We start from the raw sequence: 18,833 nt of genomic DNA on the forward strand, positions 1-18,833 counted from the left end.
GATTTCGAGAAGCGTAGGCTTCGAAAAATCATGTTTGGTGGCGATGGCGGAGGGGTTCCACACGTTCCCATCCCGAACACGACCGTTAAGCCCTCTAGCGCCGATGGTACTTGGACCGCAGGGTCCTGGGAGAGTAGGAAGCCGCCAAGCGAAGAACCACTGCCGATGTCATCGGTGGTGGTTTTTATTTTGTATTTATACTATCGAAATCTGTTTCCTTTTTGAAATGGATTTACAAAAGGAAGGTAACAGTTTTGTTACGGAAAGCGCAGACAAAACCAGTATAATAGGACTATGTTTATTATGCTAAAAGTACCTGACCCGAGAGCTGGAATGTGCAGCTGTGAAAAGGAGGGTGTGCATGTTTAGTTGGCGCAGACTAGTGCTGTATTCTTGTTTATTAAGCTTGGTGATTGTGCTAGCTGGCTGCGGTGAAGATTCTGTCGCTTGGAACTCCTATGAGGGTGCGGTGAACGAAAAGAGCTTCCCGGTTCCGAAAGTGGCCAATAAAAGCGAGCAATTCGAAAACCGTTCCGACATGGATTATGTTCGATATACGATTTCCGGAATCAGCGAAAAGACCAGCTTGCCAGAGGTTTATTTGGATGAAATCAAAAGTTGGGGATGGACGGAAGAAGCCTCCAGCAATACAAGTGAGAACTCAAGTTCAACCCGTGTGTTTGCCAAGGATGGACATCTTGTTCATTTAGCCGTGCATGATGGATTCTTTACGCTAATGGTGCCTAGAACGGATGCAACCGCAGCCAAGGTAAAGTCCATGGATGATGACGAAGACTGACCGTGTACGAGGATTGCTTGGCCAGAGAAGGTTAAGTAGGTATCGGTGATTGTATATGAGATAGAAAGCCCTGATCAATGAATCAGGGCTTTTTCGTCGTGGGAAAGAGAACGTTATCTACCAACCACTATATGCGTGAACAGCTGAAGCAAAGGATCCAACCAGCGACATGTATATGATAAGGTGTGGTGCAGAAGCAGGGATGCTGTTTCATCGCCAGCAAGCATGCATGGTCAGTCGAAGTGGATCGCCTATCTCATCAATGCATGTTCGAACTGCGAGGAGGAGTCGGTGCTGAACTCTGGGGATAAGTTTGGTATTAATATGCTTACGTTCTTTGTGGATAAAAGAAAAGCGAGAAAAGCCAAAGAGGTTATCCACTGTGGATAACCTCTTTGGTACAGCATCAACTTTGAACTGCGAGGGTCGAAGCGAAATGAATAACCATTTCATTGCAGATAATAAGATACGTCCTGCGGGTTCAACTTGATGAGCCCGTCTTTTCGCTGGCGGGAGAGTGCGGCCAAGACGTAAAGGCGCGGTACTAACAACCATAGATGCCAAAAGATTAACGAGATCGTAAAGGACAATGGTGACCAGATTAAACAAATGGTGATGATACAGAGACCAATCCAACTCAGATTGAGATGGACTCTGGCAAACATGCGGTAACTAAAATGCTGGCTGGGAATATAGCCAAACCAGGGCATCTGGAAACTCCACTGCCAGCGTTTTACATACGATGAACCCAGGCTGAGAAGTATAGTTCTGGCGATAACATAGTGGATCCAAACCGTTAGGGGGCCAGCCAGGACAAAAAAGAAAAGTGATGTCCAAGGGAAGGCAAGCAAGTTAAACAGAAGCATGACGACAGGCAAACATAAATAGCTGTTAACGACGCTGCGGGGGATATTCTTTTTTTTCAGAAGCCGGTATTGGTAGAATGTTGCTTTATTCTCCGGTTCGGGAAACATACGTGTTCAAATCCTCCTTGTGAATACGTTTGATTAAAAAGTGTGAGTCGTACATGATGGTGATCCGTGAGTGGTTATGTAATAATGCAGCATGGCAATCCTGACTGCGACAGGTTTTGGTCAAATTGAAGGAGAGGCATAAGCAGCATATCCCGAGTTACTTTCGCTGTCAGGTTTGAAGAATTTGCGATGTAATATATATATCGGCGGCGATTCGGTGATTTTTTAAGGTTAACGAAGATTAGTTTTCGATAAGGCTCGGTTGTTTTTTTCGGTACAGACACCCGACGGCAAATGGGCGAATATATATATTTTGAATCAAGAAAGCACTATGAAAAGGTTTAAAATAATAGAAAGTGTGCCATACTGATAGTAAACGTAAATAAGGTGGGATGGTTGATGGAAGAACGCGCCGAACACGTCTGCATTATTTGTGAAGAGAAAAAAAGAGAAGGCATATTTATCGTATCCGAATTCATATGCGACGCTTGCGAGTCTGAAATGGTTCATACCGATGCACAAGATGCCAAGTATCCTTTCTTTATCCATCAGATGAAGCAGATTTGGGTACAAAAGAACGCATAATATGATCGCCGTATATATGTGAGACAAACATAGACGGAAGGCCCTGTGAGGCCTTTTTCTGTTGAAATCCGAAATGGGAGTCCGCAAATGCTTGGTATCGGAGATAAGCTGATATAATAATATTGATTTTGATATTTCATTTCTAAATGTTCAGGAAGGGTAACTTATGAACGATAGATCGCATCATGCACCACTATATGAAGCATTGCTGGCTTACCGGGAATCAGGCAACCGTTCCTACCATGTCCCGGGTCATAAAAATGGACAAGCATATCGTAGAATGCCAACGAAAACGGAGGGAGAAGGTGTAAGAGTAGAGGAGGCCATTCCATCTGGCGCGGCGGTCTCCTCCGAATTCGTGGGGCGGAAGACGGTTAAAGGTGAAATGGATCACCGCTCTCTCCGATCTTCCAGTACGCCTGATATGGCGTTTATGGATATGATGCGTATGGACGTAACAGAAATCACCGGGACAGATGACCTCCACCACCCGGAGGGTGTCATTTTGGAGGCGCAGCAGCTCGCGGCAGACTGTTATGGAGCGGAGGAGAGCTTCTTTCTTGTAGGCGGCAGTACGGTTGGCAATCTGTCGCTGCTGCTGACGATTTGCAATGAACCGGGGAGTGTCGTTTTGGTACAGCGGAACGTGCACAAGTCCGTGATTCACGGTTTGATGCTGGCGGGGGCGAAAGCGGTATTTCTTGAGCCATGGGTCGATACTGCAAGTGGACTTGCGGTCCTACCGTCGGTAGAGACGGTCCAGGCTGCTGTTCAAGCGTATCCTGAGGCAAAGGGAGTACTCGTCACGTCGCCGAATTATTACGGCATGGGCAGCGATCTGTCGCCCCTTGCCGAGGTTTGCCATGCAGCAGGCATGCCGCTGCTGGTGGATGAGGCGCATGGCGCCCATTACGGCCAGCATCCGCAGCTGCCGAAGTCCGCCCTGTCCTGCGGAGCAGACGGGGTGGTTCAGTCGACGCATAAGATGCTGTCGGCCTTCACCATGGGGGCCATGCTGCATGTCCAGGGACCGCGCATCAACCGGTCCCTGCTGAGGCAGCGCCTGGCCATGGTGCAGAGCTCAAGCCCATCCTACCCGTTGATGGCTTCGCTCGATCTGGCGCGCCGGCACCTGCATGTGCACGGCGCAGAAGCCTTCACGGCGGGACTTGTCGCCGTGGAAGCCTTCAGGCGCGGCCTTGCGGAGCTGCCGCGCTTTCGGCTCCTGCAGCCGGCACAGCCGTGCGCTGCAGGATACACCGCTCAGGACCCGTTCAAGGCCGTCATTCATGACGGCGCAGGGGTGCTGAGCGGCTACAGGCTGCAGCAGCAGCTGGAAGCCCGCGGCTGCGTGCCTGAGATGAGCGACGAGCGATACGTCGTCTTGCTTTTCAGCCTCGGATCGACGATGCAGGATGCGGGGCACCTGCTTCGGGCTTTGGATGAAATCGATCAGGCCAACCGCCCGGGGCAAGAATTATTGCCGCAGCCTGATTCAGGGGTAGGGATGACTTATATTTCCACGTGGAACAATTTAGAAAATGCCAAGCCTTTTTCGGATCCGGTTCCTTTTTCGCTGCAACCTGTTCTTGAAGGGGACATGTCTTCTGTATCGATTGAGGAAAGCGTTGGGCACATATCTTCAGAGTTGATTACTCCTTATCCACCCGGAATTCCTTTAGTTTATCCTGGCGAACGGATCACTTCTGCCATGGCAGCGCGCTTAAAGCTTCTGAGCCAGGAAGGGGCTAAATTCCACGGTGCTTACGATCCCCGATTGCAAACTTTGAAAATCAAAAAAGAGGGGTTCACTGAGCATGGGACGCTTGGTCCATCGAATGAAAAATCTGCATATAGCTGACCACATGGGCTTGATCATGTATAGTATTATGTGAGAAACAATGATTTGTACATGCCCATGAAACAATGAGTGGGCCTGATCATACACCTCTGGGCGCATGGATTCATAATGTGGAGCAAGAGACCGCATCCCATGCCAATGAACAGTCGCCGAATCAACCAAGAACCGACGCAATCAACGATATAGAAAGCAGGGAAGTATATGCAGGGCAGAGGTCAATTCATTACGTTGGAAGGAGGAGAGGGCTCCGGGAAAACGACGATGATCGCCAGCTTGGATTCTTATTTTCGTGAAAAGGGTACTCCGTATATAGTGACACGGGAACCGGGAGGAATCGAAATCGCGGAAAAGATTAGAGAAATCATCCTTAATCCTCTTCATACGGCAATGGATGCACGAACAGAAGCGCTGCTATATGCAGCCGCAAGAAGCCAACATCTCGCTGAAAAGGTGGAGCCTGCGCTTGCCGCAGGAAAGACGGTGGTGTGTGACCGTTTTGTCGATAGCAGCCTGGTTTATCAAGGCTACGCCCGCGGATTGGGCATGGATAACGTATGGACCATCAATCGATTTGCCATCGGCGATCTGATGCCTGACATTACGTTTTATCTGGATATCGAGCCAGAAGTCGGTCTGGGGCGAATTAATGCCCATCAGGGACGCGAAGTCAATCGCCTCGATCTGGAGAGTCTCGAATTTCATCACAAAGTGCGGGAAGGGTACCTGCTCTTGAAAAAACAATTTCCGGAACGCATTCGCATTATTGACGCATCGGGCACACCTGATGAGGTCGCAAAGGCGATGATTTTGTCGCTGGACGAGGGATATTGAAGGAGTTTGGCGAGTAATTGTCAAATATATTAGGCAAGGCATTTCCGAAATGCCAATTCTGAAGGAGGTAATGCAGGATGAAACTGATTGTTGCGATTATACAGGATAAAGACAGCAACCGATTGTCCAGTGCATTGGTAAAAGCAAACTTTCGGGCAACCAAACTGGCCAGTACCGGTGGATTTCTGAAGGCCGGAAACACCACGTTTATGATCGGTGTTGACGACGGTCAGGTTGAGAATGTAATGAACGTCATTCGCAGCAGCTGTAAGGTTCGTGAACAGCTCGTGACTCCGGTCACTCCAATGAGCGGTACAACCGATTCGTACCTGCCGCTGCCTGTGGAAGTGCAAGTGGGAGGGGCCACTGTATTTGTTCTCCCGGTAGACCGCTTCGAACATTTTTAATCGGATCAGAACATATATACCTCGGCGGAACAGTACCCGATATGGCATTTAAACCTTCTGCTATGCGCGGTCTGGCTTCCCTGAGAGTAAATTTAGACATACGTTTGTGTTATGATGGATATAGGCCATGAAATATAAATGTGTCTAGTGCCGTTAGCACCTTACGTGACTTCGTTCTCCGTCCAAAATGAACAAACCTGATCGGCCAGTGTTCAGCGGGTATCTTTTGGCTGGAGAACGATGACGGCTCGATGTTGTACGACGAACTCTTTTCTACCATTATATATAGTGTATTGAACGTCAGAAATCGAAAAAGGGTTTTCTTCCATGCACAGGCGCAGCGCGTACTGTGCTGATGGTCGATCACCTACTATAACAGAAGGCGGGCGTTTTATGAAAATCAATCCTGGCTTCAGGCCGATGCAGAGCGGGATCAGTTCGGCCGATACCGGATCCAAGCCGATTCAGTCGAAAAGCTTTTCCGATATGATGCAGCATCAGGGCGAGCGTGCTTCTCAGGCCGAATTGAATCGCAGATTAAGCGAGATTCAGATGCAGGGTGAGAGGCTTGCCCGCTCTATGACCATCCGTGAACTGAAGGCGTACAAAACTATGGTTAAGCGATTCCTGGAGGAGACGGTGCGCCGCGGCGTATCGATGAAGGAAACGCGTGGATGGGATCGCCGGGGAAGAGGCAAGCGGTATAAACTAATTGATGAGGTCGATTCTGCGTTACTCGCTATGGCGGATGAGCTGTTGGAAACGGAAGAAGGCAAGATTACGCTATTACAGCAGGTTGGGGAAATTCGGGGAATGCTTATTAATTTAAGCTTCTGAGGAGGAAACATGTCCTTTCAACAAATTATGGGCCAGCAGGCGGCCAAGCAAATGTTACAGAGCAGTTTGAGACGACAGGCCATAAGCCATGCATATCTGTTTAGCGGCCCGACGGGCAGTGGCCAATTGCAGACTGCGGTTACGTTTGCCAAGGCTATTTTCTGCACGGAGCTAGAGGATGATGCATGCGGACATTGTCTTGAATGCCGTAAAGTAGAGCACGGTAACCATCCGGACCTAACGATGATTGCACCGGATGGAAGCACCATCAAGATCGATCAGATCCGGGATCTGCAACGGATGTTTTCATATCGATCAGAGGCAGAACACCCGAAAGTATATATTATTGAACAGGCCGAAAAAATGACGGTGCAGGCTGCAAACAGCTTGCTGAAGTTTTTGGAGGAGCCCCAGGTTCCGGCGGTAGGCATTCTGATTACCGACAATGGCCAGGCCATGCTCCCGACCATTCGTTCACGCGCACAGCTCGTGCCTTTTAATGCACTCCATCCTGAGGAAATGCTGCAAGCGTTGACGCTGGAAGGATATACTGGAAATCTGGCTCGTACTGCCGTTCACCTGGCTTCGGGACTGGAAGGATGTAGAGAAATCCTCCAGCAGAATTGGTTTGCAGAAATTAGAAACGTAATGTTACAATTAGGGAAGGAGTCCCTGGGCAGAGGCAGTACATCACTGATATCTGCGCAGCAGAAAATTTTTAAAACAGGACTCTCTGAGCATTTGGACATGCTGTTCAGCCTGTTCCATATTTGGTTCAGGGATATGCTGTATGTCCAGGTTGGTAGGCATGAACATATCGTTTTTATAGATCAGTTGGACATGCTGTCTCAATTGGCACATACCCGAAGCACAGAGCAGTGGGTCTCCTATATGGATTTGGCCGCGGCATGCAGGAAAAAATTGCGTTTCAATGTCAATGGCCAGCTTTGTCTGGAGCAATTTTTGATTGGTCTGGCATAAGACTTGTGATCACTTCGGCGGAATTGCCATAAGAATACAGGGCTTCAGACGAAGTGGGGTTGGCTTACGAGGGGGTTAATTTTTTGTATAGTGTAGTGGGTGTCCGTTTCAAAAAAGCGGGCAAAATTTATTACTTCGATCCCCTGGACCTTCCCATTGAAAAAGAAAACTGCGTTATCGTGGAGACAGCGCGGGGGGTTGAGTACGGTAAGGTTGTTGTTGGCAAGAAAGAAGTAAGCGAGTCCGATGTAGTGTTGCCGCTTAAAAAAGTCATTCGCGTAGCCGGGGAGACTGATGCCCGGGTTGTTGACGAAAACAAGCGTGCAGCCAAGGAAGCATTCGGTACTTGTTTAAATAAAATCAGAGACCATGGACTCAAAATGAAGCTGGTCGATGTAGAGTTTACGTTTGATCGCAACAAGATCATTTTTTATTTTACGGCTGAAGGAAGGGTGGATTTCCGGGAGCTGGTGAAGGATTTGGCCAGCATTTTCCGTACGCGGATCGAGCTGCGGCAGATCGGTGTTCGGGATGAAGCCAAAATGCTTGGCGGTATTGGTCCCTGCGGCCGCGTGTTATGCTGTTCCTCCTGGCTGGGAGACTTCGAGCCGGTATCCATCAAGATGGCCAAGGATCAGAGCTTGTCACTGAATCCGACGAAAATTTCCGGGTTGTGCGGAAGGCTCATGTGCTGTCTGAAATTCGAGCATGATAATTACGAAAGCGTAAAGGAAGAACTACCGGCCGTTGGCAAGCTGGTTATCACCTCCTTGGGTGAAGGGAAAGTGGTCGCCATTAACGCAGGCAATCGTACGGTGCATGTTCAACTGTTCGAGATCAGTAAAGTCAAAGAACTTCCGCTGGATGACGTCGTTATCAAGTAAACCATTATAGGTTGCTTCGGGGTGGAAACTTGGAAAAGAAAAATCTGTTTACGCATATTCATGAGATGGAAACCCAATTGGGTCAATTGCACAGTGATTTGGGAGAGTTAAAAATGATTGTTAAGGAGCTGCTGGAAGATAATCAGCGGCTTACCATTGAGAATGAGCAGTTACGCAAACTGTTGAAACGTGAAACGCCGGCAGAGTTGCCTGTGTCCTCCGCACTCGCTCCGGTAGCGAGGCCTGCTGGCCCCGATCCGGGCGAAGACGTGGTGGGCGAAGGATACGACAATTTGGCTCGGCTGTATCACGAAGGGTTCCATATCTGCAATGTCTATTATGGCCATTTGCGAACGGAAGGCGATTGTCTGTTCTGCCTGTCTTTTCTTAATAAATGATGTGACCGTAGGGAAGAGCCCCTACGGTTTTTTTTCAAGGTTGGAAACATTGAAGGATAGTATACCGGAGGATGAATGCAATTGACGAAGGTGAATTCAGTGCCACTATACGAGTCTGAACGGCTTGACGATCTGTTGACGCATGATCTGAACATTATACAAAGCGATGAAGTTTTCAGTTTTTCCATGGATGCAGTTCTATTGGCACGATTTGCGGCTGTACCCAAGTATGGGCGAGTCTTGGATCTGTGCACCGGAAATGGAGTCGTCCCGATTCTATTATCGACGCGAACGCAGGCCCGACTAGAGGGGATCGAAATTCAGCCGAGGTTGGCCGATATGGCCAGACGCAGCGTGCAGTTGAATGGTCTGGAAGACATCATTACAATCCACGAGGGAGATCTGCGCGATTGGGTGAAACAAACCGGGCATGATGTCTATGATGCGATTACCGTGAACCCTCCTTACATGCCCTTAAACGGAAGCGACATCAAGGTCAATGTACATCAGGCCATGGCAAGACATGAATTGGGATGTACGTTGGAGGAGGTCATTCAGGCGTGTACCCGTTTGGTTCGTCATGGAGGCAAGGTGTTCATGGTACATCGACCACAGCGGCTTGCTGAAATAATATCGCTCATGAGGCAGTACCGGCTTGAACCGAAACGGATCCGTTTGGTACATCCACGCGCCCATCTTGAAGCCAATATGGTATTGATCGAGGCACACAAGGGAGGCAAGCCTGAAGTAAGGATGCTGCCGCCGCTCATTGTTTATAATGAAGAGGGGGCATACTGTGATGAAGTTATGGAGATTTACTATGGCTCCACGAATTCGAAACTTGGGCAGGAAGGAGGAGAGTAAATGACGCTGCACGTTCAAAAGAGTTTTGCCGACCAACCGGAGCATTACGGCAAATTGTATTTGGTAGGAACTCCGATCGGTAATTTGGATGACATGACCTTCCGTGCGATCAAGACACTTCAGAGCTGCGACATTATTGCAGCAGAGGACACGAGGCAAACGCGAAAATTGTTGACCCATTTCGAAATTACGCCATCCATGCTGTTCAGCTATCATGAGCACAATAAGGTGGCCAGCGGGCCTGAACTGATACGCTATATAATAGAAGGAAAAAATTTGGCGCTGGTTAGCGATGCCGGTTTGCCGGCCATTTCCGACCCTGGTTCCGACCTGGTCAAGCTGGCTCTTGAAGCCGGAATTAGCGTTGTTCCCATCCCCGGTCCCAATGCCGCGTTGTCGGCGCTCATGGTGTCGGGACTATCGACGGAACGCTTTACTTTTGGCGGATTCCTCCCGCGAGAGAAAAAGGACATGCGCAAAGTGCTGGAAGGGTTCAATGAATCCAATGGAACGTTGTTGTTCTATGAATCGCCGCACCGTATACGCAAAACGTTATCCGTCCTGGAAGAGCTGCTCGGCGATCGTTCGGTTGTGCTTGCACGTGAACTGACGAAACGGCATGAGGAATTTGCGAGGGGAAGTATTAGCCAGTGCATGGAATGGCTGGATGAGCACCCTCCGCTTGGCGAGTACTGCCTTCTGGTGGAGGGCATTCGGGAGGAAGAGCGCAAGGCGGAGCGAGAAGCATGGTGGCAGCAAATGTCCTTGGAGGAACACGTCAGCCATTATGAATCAGAAGGATTCAACCGGAAAGACGCGATGAAAAAAACGGCGACGGACCGAGGCTTATCGAAACGCGAGGTATACAATGCTTTGGTATAATGGTTTGCATGTTCCTGAAAAAGGAGAACGTATCCTTAAAATGGATGACTTTCAACCTTAATGTAATATTAAAGAAATATGAAAAAAGGAAGCGACGAAAAAAAATTTTTCATCGTTTCCTTTGATGATTACGGGGTAATGCCCTAAGACAGGATCGAGCGGTTTGGGCAGCTCCAAAAAAAAGACCTTCCAACGATGGGGTTCACATCGGGAAGGCAACCAAGGAATATAAAAAGGTTAGAATTAACAATGTTATAAGTCCATTATACCTGATCTTTCTTATTTTGTCACAGGTGCAGGGATTTCAGAAATACATTCGTTGCAAACAATTTTACCTTTGAAGTATGTCACGTTTTCGGCATTTCCGCAGAAGATGCATGCTGGCTCATATTTTTTCAGCATGATGCGTTCGCCATCAACGTAAATTTCAAGAGCATCTTTCTCGCCGATACCCAGAGTACGACGCAATTCGATTGGAATAACTACCCGTCCCAGTTCGTCTACTTTTCTTACAATACCTGTTGATTTCATCATTATAATCAGTGCTCCTCTCAACTAACTATCAGTAGTTCAGTGTCATTATTCGACATTATTTTATGTTTTATGATACTCATCATACCAACGATTCCCAAAACAGTCAACCTTAAAATTTGCTTAAAATTAAGGTTATTTTTGATAAGGTAACGGTGGGCAAGGGATTGGGGCAGTTTTTTCGCAAATAGACACGAAGTTCGGCTTTGTCGATTTGGAAGACGACAAAATCACTGTATTCGACATAATTCGTCATTGTTTGTCGAATGGTTGATGTGCTTTTCGCCAAAATCCAATAAACTGCAGTAACAAACGTATCGTAGACTTAGATCAGGAAATCATCTTAAAGGAGTGAGTTAACATGGAGCAGCGCTTGACGGAAGAAAAGGTGTTTAAAGATCCCGTACATAATTACATTCATGTGCAAGATCCAATCATTTGGCAATTGATCAACACGCCCGAGTTCCAACGGCTGCGTCGCATCCGTCAGTTAGGGACATCCTATCTCACGTTTCATGGTGCGGAACATAGCCGGTTTTCCCACTCGCTTGGCGTATACGAGATTACGCGCAAAATCATCTCGCAGTTTGAACGAAGCCATTATCCTGATTGGCCAAAAGAAGAAAAGATTGTGGCCCTTTGTGCAGCATTGCTGCATGATCTGGGGCACGGTCCATTTTCCCATTCCATTGAAGAGGCATTCGATATGCATCATGAAGATTGGACCTGTCGTATTATTCTTGGCGATACCGAAGTGGGGGCGATTCTGAGAAGGTATGCTTCCGACTTTCCGGAGAAAGTCGCTTCCGTGATTCAGAAAACATACGACAAACCTATTGTGGTCAATTTGATCACAAGCCCTCTGGATGCGGACCGAATGGATTATTTGCTGCGCGACGCCTATTTTACGGGCGTAAATTATGGGACGATCGACCTTGATCGAATTTTGCGAATGTTGAGGCCCTACCATGGCAGAATCGTCGTCAAGGAGTCGGGCATGCATGCGGTGGAAGATTACCTGATGTCCCGTTATCAGATGTACTGGCAGATCTATTTCCATCCGGTAACACGAAGCTCTGAAATCATTCTTAGGCAAATATTCAAACGGGCCAAACAACTGATGAAGCAGAATTTTAACTTCCGTTTCATGCTGGATCCCCTGCCGCAGCTGTTTGAGGGATCGCTCTCGGTCAAGGAGTATTTGCAATTGGATGAAGCGCTCATCCAGACCGCCTTTATGCAATGGCGTAAGGAGAACGATGCCATTCTTCGAGAACTGTGCGAACGCTTCATGGATCGCAGGTTGTACAAATACGTAGAGATTGAACAGCATGACGTAGCGTTGATGGATGACATTCGGAAGGCCTTCGCCGAAGTGGGACTGGAGCCCGAGTACGATGTCGAAATTGATTTTCCAACTGATCTTCCGTATGATGTGTTTCGTCCGGACGAATCGACGGAGAAACAGATTTTGCTGCTGGATCGCCAAGATAAATTGCATGAATTATCCGAGGTATCCGATATTGTTCGTTCGATTAGCGGCATACAGCGTGGAAAGCATCATCTGTATTATCCGCAGGATAAAGTGGATGCCGTTCTTCACCATCTTCCAGCCCATATACGCCGTTATTTTTCTTGAAGCTGCACTTATTTTTTTTATGATACAGTAATCTGCTTTAATGGAGAGTAAATGTAGATCGACATAATTTTGTAATTCATTATTTTTTTCCGGACAGACCATTAAGGAGAAGGAGATGTAACCATGATGTTATTCGACACTCACACGCACCTGGATGCGCCGCAATTCGACGAGGATAGGGAGGAGGTCATTCAACGTGCTGTCGACGCTGGCGTCGGACGCATGATTAATGTCGGTTTTAATCGGGAAACTATTCCATCCACCATGAAGCTTGCCGAAACGTACGAGTTTATCTACGCCGCGGTCGGATGGCATCCCCAAGATGCCATCACCATGCAGGAGGGCGACCTGGAATGGATCGCTGATTTGTGCAAACACGAAAAAGTCGTAGCCATTGGCGAGATCGGGCTTGACTACTATTGGGACACCTCCCCCAAGGATGTTCAGCATCGCGTTCTTCGCCAGCAGATCGGATTGGCTCGCGAGCTGAAGATGCCTATTGTCATTCATAACCGGGACGCGCATGAAGACATTGTGAGAATTTTGCGTGAAGAGAAGGCGTCAGAGGTCGGCGGTGTGATGCATTCGTTTTCGGGGAGCTGGGAAACGGCAAAACTTTGTCTGGATATGAACTTTGACCTTTCCTTCGGTGGACCGATCACGTTTAAAAATGCCAAGCAGCCAAAAGAGGTACTCGCCAAGGTGCCGATGGACCGGTTTTATATCGAAACCGACTCCCCTTATCTTACTCCTCATCCATTTCGAGGAAAGAGAAACGAGACGGCTCACGTTCGCCTCGTGGCTGAGGCAGCTGCCGAAATCAAGGGTGTATCGGTCGAGGAAATTGCGGCAATTACGAACAAAAATGCCATGGGACGTTTTGGGATTCGTTGAAAATCGGAGTAATTCAGGTGAAAAAACGAGCTAGACGGAGTGAATTTGCTTTTTGATCCAAATAAACGAAGTTTATTACAATATTTTAACCAAATATTTAGAAAAACGTAGTTGAATGCTGCTTTACAACATGCATCGAAACAGGATATCATCTTTTCAGTGAATTGTTGCGTGGAAAAAGGACAGATGTTCGGGGGATAGCAAAAGGGACTCTTCCTTGAACGCAGCGTTTACTTTCATGAACCAGTCTCGCTGAGTCTCCGAACACGGAGAGCGGGGGAACCAATAGGGCTTGAATATCGGTGAATTTCCCGATCCGCGTCATTCGCTGACCCAAAAGCAGCGGATGGACTGCGAAGCCGTATTTGATTTCTTCTTTGGGTCTCGGGGTGAATTCAAGGGTATCCGCCATGAGCGGGTGACCGGAGATAGGGCGGCTCTCTTTCGTCCGAACCCGACAGCTAACCTCGCAAGCGGAAAAAGAGAGGTAATCTCGTGCATGAATTTCCGATATTCAAAATCATTCGGAAGCCACGAAAGAGTCCTCTTAGCTCTTTCTTTGGCTTTTTTGTTTTTGAATAAAAGAAATGCGGTCATCATAGAGTTCTTTTTAGGATGACTGATCTCATGTTGCGAAGAAGGGTTCATGGTGCAGAGCCGGTTGTTGTTTTGACCCGTTCTGTAGAAAATTTCGGTATAGTCGCGTCAAAGACATCATGCATTACTTTAGACGGCGGGGCTATGAAGGAGGACGGAGAAGTGGGCGCATTCCAACCAGAGGAGACCCATGAGTCACGATCATCCAGTAAGTCTTACGCGTTGAGGTGGAAGCATGAGAACTTGCGTCAAATTGCGTTGATCGCTATTTTCTCAATCGCACTTACAATCATGATCTTGTTAGTCGTTTATGGTCAGGCCGGAAAACAAATATCACTGGTGATTGACGGCAAATCTCAAGAGGTTGAGACTCGTACAGGATTGCTTCAGGAATTGCTGGATGAGCAATCCATCACGGTAGGGCCTCACGATGAGGTATCCATGCCATTGAACGGGTCCATTACGGATGGCGATCGCATCGTCATCGAGCGTGCTGTTCCAGTTAATGTTACGGCAGACGGAGACACCAAGACTCTGTATACAACGGATGCATCGGTGGAAGAAGCCATTCAAAAGGCAGGCATCACCGTAGGGAATGAAGACAAAATCTATCCAGCCTTGGATACTTCGATCAAGAAAGATATGAAAATTCGCGTAGTGCGGGTAACAAAGCGTACAGTCGACGTTGAACAGCCGATCGCATATAAAGTGGTCAAAACGGCTGACCCGAGCCTGTACAAGGGTGACAATCGAGTCATCGTGAATGGCAAGGAAGGCACATTGGTGCAGCATATCGAAAAGGTATTTCAGGATGGAGAATTGGTCTCCAAAAAAATGGTCGGCAAGACGGTGACTACGAATCGCGTGGATAAAGTCATTGCGGTGGGAACCAAAGCAAAACCGGTTGTCAAGGAAGAGCCTGTGGTTCAAACCGTATCGGCCCAAACTTCGAAAACTAAATCGGCTACAACGGCAAGCTCGACCAAAAAGTCTGCTTCGGGCAGCAAGGTCATCACGGTTTCGGGCACGACGTTCAAATATTCCAAAGTCCTCAAAAACGTAACCATGACGGCGTACTCCGCCGAAGAACCGGGAATCGGAACCAAAACGGCTTCCGGTACGAAGGTAACCGAAGGACGCACCATTGCCGTGGATCCGAAAGTGATTCCGATCGGTTGGTGGGTTTACATCGAAGGCCTCGGCTTCCGTCGCGCAGAGGATACGGGAGGGGCAATCAAAGGAAACAAAATCGATGTTTATTATGATAGCGTGAAGCATGCCCTGAACTTCGGAAGAAAGAAAGGCAAGACGGTATATGTCATCGGTCCGGTGAAGCCGGAACTGAACTAAAATCGTTTTACTTTAAATAGGGAATGCTATAAAATAGTGCATGATTGAATCATGCGGAATATGCGACAGTGGGAGCAAATGCTTTTCACGTCGTTTGCCAGAGAAGAGGGTCCTCCTCTTCTTTTTGCGTTAGAAAGGGAGAAATCGAACATGATAAAAGAAGTGATCGTGGTGGAAGGCCGTGACGATACGGTAGCGATTCGGCGGGCGGTGGAAGCCGACACGATAGAAACGGGAGGATCGGCCATCAATGATCGCATCCTGAGTCGCATTGCGCTTGCCCAGGAGAGACGGGGAGTCATCGTGCTGACCGACCCGGACCATGCCGGAGAGCGCATTCGCAAAATTATTGCGAATAAGGTGCCAGGCTGCAAGCATGCGTTCATTCCGGAAGCGGATGCTACCCGCAAGGGCGATATTGGCGTGGAGAATGCTTCGCCGGAGGCGATCCGTCTGGCGTTGTCCCGCGTTCACACATCGTATGAAGGGGTTCCTAGCCTGATTGACTGGGAAGATCTGATCGAGGCGGGATTGATCATTCATCCCAGGGCTTCCGAACGCCGGATGCAGATGGGCAATCTGCTGGGTATCGGCTATTGCAACGGCAAGCAGTTTCACAAGCGGCTGGGCGTGTTCCAGATTACCCGGGAGGAGTTCCTGGCCGCTCTGGCAAAAATTGAACGTGAAGGAATGTGAGGAGCATGAAGGGCATGGAAGAACGGTTGGAAATTGCTACACCCAAACGCACGAAGGAAATTATCGCTCGACACGGATTTTCCTTCAAAAAAAGTCTGGGCCAAAATTTTCTGATCGATCAGAATATTTTGAATAAAATCGTAGACGCTGCCGATCTGGACGAGTCCAAGGGTGCATTGGAGATCGGTCCCGGCATTGGGGCATTGACAGAACGCCTGGCTCGCGTAGCGGGGACTGTAACAGCCGTAGAGATCGACCAGCGGCTGCTGCCGATTCTGGACGAGGTTATGGAGCCGTATTCCAACGTAAGAGTGCAGCATGGAGATGTGCTGAAACTGGATCTGGCGGAGCTGTTCCGCAATGATTTTGGTTCGGTGGACAAGGTAAGCGTGGTGGCCAACCTGCCTTATTACGTGACCACACCCATCATGATGAAGCTGCTCGAGGAAAAATTGCCGGTAGATCGCATCGTGGTCATGATTCAAAAGGAAGTGGCAGAGCGCATGGCAGCTGCTCCGGGCTCCAAGGACTACGGCAGCCTTAGCATTGCGGTTCAATACTACAGCGAACCAGAGCTGGTTTGCATCGTGCCGCATACTGTCTTTATTCCGCAGCCGAATGTCGAATCGGCTGTCATCCGGCTGAAGGTCCGCGATGAGCCTCCTGTTCGGGTTCCGGACGAAGCATTCTTTTTCGAAGTGGTTCAGGCTGCTTTTGCGCAGCGGAGAAAAACGATATCGAACAATCTCAAAGCCAGATTTTTCACCAAGGAAAATCGGGAACAAGCCGATCAATTGCTTGAACAGGCGGGAATTCAGCCTTCCAGACGGGGAGAGACACTCAGCCTTCAGGAATACGCAGCGCTTAGTACCGTTATGTGGGAAGCAGGCATTCGCGATTAAGGCTCCCAGCCCCGTTCGTTCTTCACATTTTCGGTTTGGATGAACCAATCCGGGTTCCTGCCCATACGATGGGGTAGAGGTGATGATGTTGATGAATGTCGGAGATCTGGTCGTTCGAAGATCATATGGCGGAGACGTAACTTTTCGGGTAGAGGTCCTTCAACTGGATAAAGCGATCATCAAGGGAACCGAATTCCGGTTGCTGGCCGATTCCCCGCTAGACGATTTGATACAGGTGACTCAAGAGGCGCAGAGTGACAAATCGAGACGCGCACATGTGAAAGCACACCAGACGCTCACGCGTCTGCAGCAAAATCGGATGGACCAGGCTGAACGAAACCGGGAAGGCCTGCTTCAAGAGTGGTCTGCCCAAGAGCCCGCCTACTTTGAAATGCCGGGTAAGGTGCTGCATCTGGACGGCGACCCCAATTATCTGAAAAAAAGCATGAATCTGTACGAACAGCTCCGCGTGCCGGCCGAGGGCCATTATGTGCATGAATCGGCAATGGCCGATACCTTGTACCACCTTTTACCCCAAGTGCGTCCCGACATTGTCGTGATCACGGGGCATGATGGAGTGCTGAAGTCCCGTCAGCCCTATGACCTGTATAGTCTTTCGAGCTACAAAAACTCCCAAAACTTCGTGTCTGCCATCCAGGTCGCACGCCAGTACGAACGCCACTTGGATGCACTCACCATCGTAGCGGGAGCCTGCCAGTCCCATTTTGAAGCTTTATTGCGGGCAGGGGCGAACTTCGCCAGCTCGCCGGGCCGTATACTCATTCATGCCCTTGATCCCGTATACGTGGCTTCAAAGGCAGCATTTACTTCGGTAAGGGAAACGGTGAACATGAATGATATTCTGCACAATACCATTAGTGGCAGCCAGGGAGTTGGCGGTGTGGAAACCCGAGGCAGCTACCGCGTCGGTTTGCCGGGGCTCAACGATTTATCTACGCTCAAAGTCAATCCATCGGTTGTGTAAGGGTGGGCAGAGGAAGTCCCAAACAGGGGCTTTTTTTGTTGCAAAAAAATTCATTGACAACTGCTTTTACAGGTTGATATAATATTTGTCTTTAATTTGACATTGACTGTAAAAAGAGGTATAATGGACAAGAAAAGAGGTGGTCGTCGACAATGGCTAAAAATACGCTGTTGGATATCAAACGCAATCTCGATGCTCATATCGGTCAGAAGATCATGCTGCGCGCCAATGGTGGCCGCCGCAAGACGATTGAGCGTACAGGAGTATTGGAAGAAACGTACCCTTCTGTTTTTATTGTCAAGCTCGATGAGGAACACGAAACCTTTAAGCGAGTTTCTTACAGTTATGCCGATATACTTACGGAGTCGGTGGAGGTCATGGTGGTTGATCCCGGCCAATCTACCGATAATTCCTTCATGGAGACGTAAGCAAGATTTGACAATGCGGTTTGCCGATCAGGCGAGCCGCATTTTTTCGTTTCCGGCATATTTCTCTCCGCGAAGACAGGAATGAGACGCAGGGGCACTTGGCATACTATGCGGACAGGCTCAAAACCATATGCTTTACCCTTAGGTTTGATGCCTGTAACGGATATGCAGCATGAATCACTGTGGTGGTCTGGACTAATCATGGTTTAATTTATACGAGGAGGACGATGGCATGAGTCGGAGAAGAAGAAGCGTAATGTCGGAAGAGCTGAAATACGAGCTCGCCAAGGATCTTGGTTTTTATGATACGATCCAGCAGGAGGGCTGGGGGGGCATCAAAGCCAAGGATGCTGGAAACATGGTGAAACGGGCCATCCAGATGGCAGAGCAGGCGGCGCGCAAATCGTAAGTGGTTTAAAAGCTAAAGGGCGGGGGAATCCGTTAGGAGCACCTCGCTTTTTCCCCATACATGGCGAATGGCAATGACTTGACAGTCCCATTTTGATAT

At 48.6% G+C, this 18,833-nt stretch carries 21 protein-coding genes, 1 rRNA gene and 1 riboswitch; of the genes, 20 read left to right on the forward strand and 2 right to left on the reverse strand.

Going from position 1 to position 18,833, the window contains the following annotated elements; translation table 11 throughout:
* Positions 1–33: 33 nt before the first annotated feature.
* A 5S ribosomal RNA gene (gene rrf / locus SNR34_RS00065) occupies positions 34–150 on the forward strand.
* A 211-nt stretch (positions 151–361) separates the two neighbouring features.
* Positions 362–799, forward strand: coding sequence for a hypothetical protein (locus SNR34_RS00070; protein ID WP_236421362.1), 438 nt, complete (start codon positions 362–364; stop codon positions 797–799).
* 449 nt (positions 800–1,248) lie between these two features.
* On the opposite strand, the gene SNR34_RS00075 is transcribed toward SNR34_RS00070, so the two are convergent.
* A complete protein-coding gene (locus tag SNR34_RS00075; protein WP_236421360.1) occupies positions 1,249–1,773 on the reverse strand; it encodes a hypothetical protein in 525 nt (174 codons plus the stop codon).
* Positions 1,774–2,172: 399 nt separating this feature from the next.
* Here SNR34_RS00075 and SNR34_RS00080 point away from each other — a divergent pair, with 399 nt between their 5' ends.
* The 10 genes from SNR34_RS00080 (at position 2,173) to rsmI (ending at position 10,303) form a co-directional block, all read left to right on the forward strand.
* Entirely contained in the window at positions 2,173–2,358 is a 186-nt protein-coding gene (locus tag SNR34_RS00080; protein ID WP_236421359.1) for a sigma factor G inhibitor Gin, read from the forward strand.
* A gap of 166 nt (positions 2,359–2,524) precedes the next feature.
* The gene (locus tag SNR34_RS00085; protein WP_486180917.1) at positions 2,525–4,219 is read left to right on the forward strand and encodes an aminotransferase class I/II-fold pyridoxal phosphate-dependent enzyme; all 1,695 of its coding nucleotides are present in this window, start codon (positions 2,525–2,527) and stop codon (positions 4,217–4,219) included.
* Between the two features lie 201 nt (positions 4,220–4,420).
* A complete protein-coding gene (gene tmk / locus SNR34_RS00090) occupies positions 4,421–5,050 on the forward strand; it encodes a dTMP kinase (protein WP_236421357.1) in 630 nt (209 codons plus the stop codon).
* Positions 5,051–5,127: 77 nt separating this feature from the next.
* Complete coding sequence (locus SNR34_RS00095; protein ID WP_236421356.1) at positions 5,128–5,457, forward strand: cyclic-di-AMP receptor; 330 nt, start codon at positions 5,128–5,130, stop codon at positions 5,455–5,457.
* A 393-nt stretch (positions 5,458–5,850) separates the two neighbouring features.
* Entirely contained in the window at positions 5,851–6,294 is a 444-nt protein-coding gene (locus SNR34_RS00100; RefSeq protein ID WP_339275460.1) for a YaaR family protein, read from the forward strand.
* A gap of 9 nt (positions 6,295–6,303) precedes the next feature.
* Positions 6,304–7,275: a DNA polymerase III subunit delta' gene (gene holB / locus SNR34_RS00105; RefSeq protein ID WP_236421354.1), complete on the forward strand. Its 972-nt coding sequence runs from the start codon at positions 6,304–6,306 to the stop codon at positions 7,273–7,275.
* Between the two features lie 83 nt (positions 7,276–7,358).
* Positions 7,359–8,159 (forward strand): PSP1 domain-containing protein, encoded by an 801-nt coding sequence (locus SNR34_RS00110; RefSeq protein WP_236421353.1) that lies wholly within the window; start codon positions 7,359–7,361, stop codon positions 8,157–8,159.
* 29 nt (positions 8,160–8,188) lie between these two features.
* Positions 8,189–8,557 carry a DNA replication initiation control protein YabA gene (gene yabA, locus SNR34_RS00115; RefSeq protein WP_236421352.1) on the forward strand — a complete coding sequence of 123 codons (369 nt, stop codon included), beginning with the start codon at positions 8,189–8,191 and terminating at the stop codon, positions 8,555–8,557.
* A 75-nt stretch (positions 8,558–8,632) separates the two neighbouring features.
* Positions 8,633–9,421 (forward strand): tRNA1(Val) (adenine(37)-N6)-methyltransferase, encoded by a 789-nt coding sequence (locus tag SNR34_RS00120; RefSeq protein WP_236421351.1) that lies wholly within the window; start codon positions 8,633–8,635, stop codon positions 9,419–9,421.
* Complete coding sequence (gene rsmI, locus SNR34_RS00125; RefSeq protein WP_486180918.1) at positions 9,422–10,303, forward strand: 16S rRNA (cytidine(1402)-2'-O)-methyltransferase; 882 nt, start codon at positions 9,422–9,424, stop codon at positions 10,301–10,303.
* A gap of 279 nt (positions 10,304–10,582) precedes the next feature.
* Here rsmI and SNR34_RS00130 read toward each other — a convergent pair whose 3' ends face one another.
* Complete coding sequence (locus SNR34_RS00130) at positions 10,583–10,837, reverse strand: AbrB/MazE/SpoVT family DNA-binding domain-containing protein (protein WP_024633700.1); 255 nt, start codon at positions 10,835–10,837, stop codon at positions 10,583–10,585.
* A 358-nt stretch (positions 10,838–11,195) separates the two neighbouring features.
* Here SNR34_RS00130 and SNR34_RS00135 point away from each other — a divergent pair, with 358 nt between their 5' ends.
* The 8 genes from SNR34_RS00135 to SNR34_RS00170 all read left to right on the forward strand — a co-directional run bounded on the left by SNR34_RS00135 (position 11,196) and on the right by SNR34_RS00170 (position 18,734).
* Positions 11,196–12,473: an HD domain-containing protein gene (locus tag SNR34_RS00135; protein ID WP_343262700.1), complete on the forward strand. Its 1,278-nt coding sequence runs from the start codon at positions 11,196–11,198 to the stop codon at positions 12,471–12,473.
* Between the two features lie 123 nt (positions 12,474–12,596).
* Positions 12,597–13,367, forward strand: a complete 771-nt coding sequence (locus SNR34_RS00140; protein ID WP_486180919.1) for a TatD family hydrolase — start codon at positions 12,597–12,599, stop codon at positions 13,365–13,367.
* Positions 13,368–13,607: 240 nt separating this feature from the next.
* A riboswitch (cyclic di-AMP (ydaO/yuaA leader) is annotated at positions 13,608–13,859 on the forward strand.
* Between the two features lie 267 nt (positions 13,860–14,126).
* Positions 14,127–15,314, forward strand: a complete 1,188-nt coding sequence (locus tag SNR34_RS00145; RefSeq protein WP_236421347.1) for a resuscitation-promoting factor — start codon at positions 14,127–14,129, stop codon at positions 15,312–15,314.
* A gap of 150 nt (positions 15,315–15,464) precedes the next feature.
* Positions 15,465–16,010, forward strand: a complete 546-nt coding sequence (rnmV, locus tag SNR34_RS00150) for a ribonuclease M5 (protein WP_236421346.1) — start codon at positions 15,465–15,467, stop codon at positions 16,008–16,010.
* 5 nt (positions 16,011–16,015) lie between these two features.
* Complete coding sequence (gene rsmA / locus SNR34_RS00155) at positions 16,016–16,912, forward strand: 16S rRNA (adenine(1518)-N(6)/adenine(1519)-N(6))-dimethyltransferase RsmA (RefSeq protein ID WP_236421345.1); 897 nt, start codon at positions 16,016–16,018, stop codon at positions 16,910–16,912.
* Between the two features lie 91 nt (positions 16,913–17,003).
* Positions 17,004–17,897 (forward strand): sporulation peptidase YabG, encoded by an 894-nt coding sequence (gene yabG, locus SNR34_RS00160; protein ID WP_236421366.1) that lies wholly within the window; start codon positions 17,004–17,006, stop codon positions 17,895–17,897.
* 152 nt (positions 17,898–18,049) lie between these two features.
* Positions 18,050–18,325, forward strand: coding sequence for a biofilm formation stimulator Veg (gene veg / locus SNR34_RS00165; RefSeq protein ID WP_236421344.1), 276 nt, complete (start codon positions 18,050–18,052; stop codon positions 18,323–18,325).
* A 232-nt stretch (positions 18,326–18,557) separates the two neighbouring features.
* Complete coding sequence (locus SNR34_RS00170; RefSeq protein WP_236421343.1) at positions 18,558–18,734, forward strand: small, acid-soluble spore protein, alpha/beta type; 177 nt, start codon at positions 18,558–18,560, stop codon at positions 18,732–18,734.
* Positions 18,735–18,833 lie beyond the last annotated feature (99 nt).

The sequence above is a fragment of the Paenibacillus sp. XP01 genome, assembly GCF_057364885.1.